This is a genomic window from Mucilaginibacter sp. (genome assembly GCF_028287845.1).
In the GTDB taxonomy this organism is placed as follows: Bacteria; Bacteroidota; Bacteroidia; order Sphingobacteriales; family Sphingobacteriaceae; genus Mucilaginibacter.
This window is the reverse complement of the sequence record NZ_JAQBOW010000020.1, coordinates 1-4,252: the sequence shown is the minus strand read 5'-3', so window position 1 is coordinate 4,252 and position 4,252 is coordinate 1. Positions and strand designations below refer to the sequence as shown.

General features: G+C 38.7%; 4 protein-coding genes. 2 read left to right on the top strand and 2 right to left on the bottom strand.

What is annotated here, in order from left to right; all coding sequences use genetic code 11:
• The first annotated feature begins 8 nt into the window (after positions 1-8).
• On the top strand, positions 9-134 hold the full coding sequence (locus JWP71_RS17305) for a DUF308 domain-containing protein (RefSeq protein WP_366143511.1): 126 nt from the start codon (positions 9-11) through the stop codon (positions 132-134).
• A gap of 56 nt (positions 135-190) precedes the next feature.
• On the opposite strand, the gene JWP71_RS01770 is transcribed toward JWP71_RS17305, so the two are convergent.
• Both JWP71_RS01770 and JWP71_RS01765 read right to left on the bottom strand, forming a co-directional pair.
• Positions 191-1,234, bottom strand: coding sequence for an NAD(P)-dependent alcohol dehydrogenase (locus tag JWP71_RS01770; protein ID WP_299496426.1), 1,044 nt, complete (start codon positions 1,232-1,234; stop codon positions 191-193).
• Between the two features lie 127 nt (positions 1,235-1,361).
• Positions 1,362-2,219 carry an RNA polymerase sigma factor RpoD/SigA gene (locus tag JWP71_RS01765; protein ID WP_299496424.1) on the bottom strand — a complete coding sequence of 286 codons (858 nt, stop codon included), beginning with the start codon at positions 2,217-2,219 and terminating at the stop codon, positions 1,362-1,364.
• A gap of 439 nt (positions 2,220-2,658) precedes the next feature.
• On the opposite strand from JWP71_RS01765, the gene JWP71_RS01760 reads away from it, so the two are divergent.
• On the top strand, positions 2,659-4,252 hold a 1,594-nt coding region (locus JWP71_RS01760), incomplete at its 3' end, for a DUF5686 and carboxypeptidase-like regulatory domain-containing protein (protein WP_299496422.1).

Sequence of the window (4,252 nt, the reverse complement as noted above, 5' to 3'; positions counted from 1 at the left end):
TGTTTGCTATGGCAATATTGTTTAACCCCATGTTTGGTTCAATAACTCTTGTTTTTTGGACAGCGTTAGCTTTTATTATTTCGGGATTATTTAATGTAGTACAAGCTTTTTGGCTAAAAAAAGCCTCGTTATAGCATAAAAAAAGGCGGTTAATCTAAATTAACCACCTTTTTTATATCACTTATAGCATTTACAGCGTAGCCATATCAATTACAAAACGATAATGCACGTCGCCAGCTAAAGTACGTTCGTAAGCTTCATTTATCTGGTTGATATTTATTACCTCTACATCTGATGTGATATTGTGCTCGGCACAATAATCCAGCATTTCCTGAGTTTCTTTAACACCACCAACCAATGATCCTACCAAACTGCGCCTGCCCAAAATAAATTGAAAGGCCGAAACCGGGGTAGGTTCTGATGGGGCACCAACTATTATCATTACACCATCGCTTTTTAATAAGCCCAGGTATTCGTTATAATCATGCGCAGCAGAAACAGTATCTAAAATAAAGTTGAAACTGTTGGCCAATTCGGCCATAGTATCTTTATCGGTAGTTAATTTAAAATGCTTGGCACCCAACCTTGCAGCGTCTTTTTCTTTGCTTTTTGAGCGGCTTAACATAGTAACTTCTGCACCCATTGATGCTGCCAACTTTACAGCCATGTGGCCCAGTCCGCCTAAGCCAACAACACCTATTTTATCGCCTGCTTTTATGCCCCAATGGCGTAATGGCGAATAAGTTGTGATACCTGCACATAACAAAGGCGCAACTTTCTCTAACGGCAATTTATCAGATATAGATAGCACAAAATGCTGGGTTACTACAATATGGCTTGAATAACCGCCAAGTGTTATAGTTTGCTTATCCTGGCTTAATGAGTTATAGGTTTGGGTATTGCCGTTCTCGCAATATTGCTCCAGGTCGTTATTACAATTAGAGCAATGCATACATGAATCAACAAAGCAGCCAACACCTACTGTATCACCAATTTTAAATTTGCTGACATTAGTACCAACGCGGGTTACTTTACCAACAATTTCGTGGCCGGGTACAGCAGGGTAAACGGTACCGCCCCACTCATTGCGGGCCGTGTGAATATCAGAGTGACATACACCACAATATAAGATCTTTATTTCTACATCATCCGTGCCCGGTTCGCGGCGATCAAAGGAATATGGGGTAAGTTGTTTGTCTGCAGCTTGTGCAGCATAGGCTTTTACTAGTGTCATAAATTTTTAATTTTTACAAAAGTGAAAACTCAATTTTAAAGTTTTGTTTTTTAAAAGCAATATTTAAAATATCGGCTATTTAATAGTCGCAACTCACAATCCCAAAAACTAAAAAAAGAAAAATTACCTATAAATAAGATTGCAGCAATCTTGATTTTGAATTCTGTCTAAGGCGCATAAGCGCTTTATCTTTTATCTGGCGTACACGTTCACGGGTAAGGCTAAACTTCTCGCCAATTTCTTCTAACGAATGGGCCGCAACACTATTTAAACCAAAAAACAGAACTATCACTTGTCTCTCCCGTTCAGCCAAAATACCTAATGATCGTTTTATTTCCTGGGTTAATGAATCATTCATCAACTCGCTGTCTGTACCTGCATCCGCACTCATCAAAACATCAAGTAATGTATTTTCCTCACCGGTAACAAATGGCGCGTCAACAGACACGTGGCGACCTGAGTTTGATAAAGCATCAGAAATTTTTTCGGAAGTAGTTTCCAGATCTTCCGCCAACTCCTCGGGGGTAGGTGGCCGCTCAAATTGTTGTTCTAATTTTGAGGATGATTTGCGGATCTTGCTTAATGAGCCAACCTGGTTAAGTGGCAACCGCACAATACGAGACTGCTCGGCAACTGCAGACAGAATAGACTGGCGTATCCACCAAACAGCATACGATATAAATTTAAACCCTTTGGTTTCGTCAAACCTTTTAGCAGCTTTGATTAAACCTAAGTTTCCTTCGTTTATAAGGTCACCCAAAGTAAGTCCCTGGTTTTGATACTGCTTAGCAACTGATACAACGAAACGTAAATTTGTTTTTGTTAAACGTTCTAAAGCGGCCTGGTCGCCTTCGCGAATCTTTTGCGCAAGAATCACTTCTTCCTGTGCTGTTATCAGATCTACCTTTGCAATTTCACTTAAATATTTGTCAAGTGATTGTGATTCACGATTGGTTATTGATTGGGTTATTTTGAGTTGTCTCATATGCTGGCTGCAAAGGTACTCAAAGTTTTGTGGATTGAACGTAAAGTATTGGTTATACCTTTTGATATCTCAAATAATCATCTTAAAAGGCTTTTTAAGGGGTTACAGGGCCCTTTTAACCTGTTATTAAAATGAAAATACTTCCGGTTCTGGTTTGCAAACCATCAAATCTTCTTTAACTATAATTAATAACCTGCTTGTCAAAACAAGTATCAATATCTCAAAAACCAATATTGGTACAGAATCCGGAAATATATTTGGCAGGATATTATTTTTCAATCATTCCATTTCAAATACTTATATGGCAATATAAATACGCTACGGTCTTTTGCTTCTGATAATTCATTTTATAATTAATGAATTATCAGCTATGTGCGATAGATTAAATTATCAATGACAGGATATGCTTTTGAGTTTGAAATTTGTGTGCTATAATAAGTTGAAAGAAGTATGTGTTTTTGCGCTGGTTACAGCTCCTTTATGGTGTGTGGCACAGCAAAAAGATACGCTCATAAAAAAAGAAGACACCTTACAAAAGGTTACCAGTGTGAGCGGGCAGGTTATTGATGCTGTTTCCGGTAAATCGCTTCCATTTATCACTATAGACTTTACCGACAGCAGTTATGGAACCATGTCTGACAGGCAGGGCAAATTTGTTTTAAGTGCGCCCGGTTTATTCAGCAGCATTACCTTTTCTTATATGGGGTATCAAACCATAACAAAAACAATAAAACCGGGCCAGCTTAATGAACTGCATATTCGGCTCCAAAGCAGCCAAACCCAGCTAAAAGAGGTGATGATTACTTCGGCCAAAAGTAGTAAACGATACCGGAACAAGGGAAACCCGGCCGTTGATCTCATTCAACAGGTAATTGATCATAAAGACCAAAACCGGATGGAAAGTGCAGATTACTTGCAATATGATCAATATGAACGATTGGCTTTATCACTTTTCCATCTTTCGCCTAAATTTCTTAACGGTCCTTTTTTCAGTAAATACAAATTCATGCTGGATACGGCACAAGTTATCAACGGAGAAGCACAAACATCGCTGCCGGTTTACTTTAGTGAAAAACGCTACCAATATTATTACAAAAAAAATCCGCCTAAATCTATACAGATACTAAATGCGCAAAAGGAACTCAATATCATTACATTTGTTGATACCGTTGGCTTAGACACCTATCTTAACCGGCTATATGGTAATAATATAGATATTTATGACAATAATATTTTTATTATCACCAATCAGTTCCTGAGCCCGATTGCTGACCATGCCCCAGATTTTTACAAGTTCTTTATTACAGACACCGTACAATCAGGCAAAGAAAAATTGGTCGAAATAAGTTTCACGCCCCGCAACAAAGGCGACCTGTTATTTGAAGGAAAAATACTGGTCACCCTAGACGGGCATTATGCTGTGCAGTCCTGTGAACTAAACGTCAATAAACAAATCAATATCAATTTCATGCGGAGCCTGAAGGTTGTCCAGGATTTTGGAAAGTATCCTGATGGGCGCTATTACCTGACTAAAAGTGATGTAATAACTGATTTTGGTATTTTGAAAAATAAGGGTTTAGGGTTATTTGGTGAACGGACGGTATTTTATGAGCATTATAAATTAAACACACCGCTTCCTGCCCCGTTTTATGAAGGCAAAAGTTCTCAGACTGCTATAAATTCAAACCAGGCTGATACCGGGTATTGGCAAAAACACCGTCCGGATACCCTTACATCACGGCAAGCCAAAGTATATGCTAATTTTAACAGATTAGAAAGTATGCCTTCCTTTAAAAGGACAAGCTGGATAGCATCAACGATTGCCGGCGGCTATGCCGATTTCGGGGCAATACAGGCCGGGCCTTTCGACGCCTCTTATTCCTTTAATTCTGTAGAAGGATCCAGGTTTCGGCTGGGTGGCAGAACAACTCCTTTGTTTAATAAATCCATCTATTTAGAAGGTTTTTCTGCTTATGGAACTAAGGATCATATATTCAAATATTACTTTGGCAGCACCTTTTCTTTTAATCAGA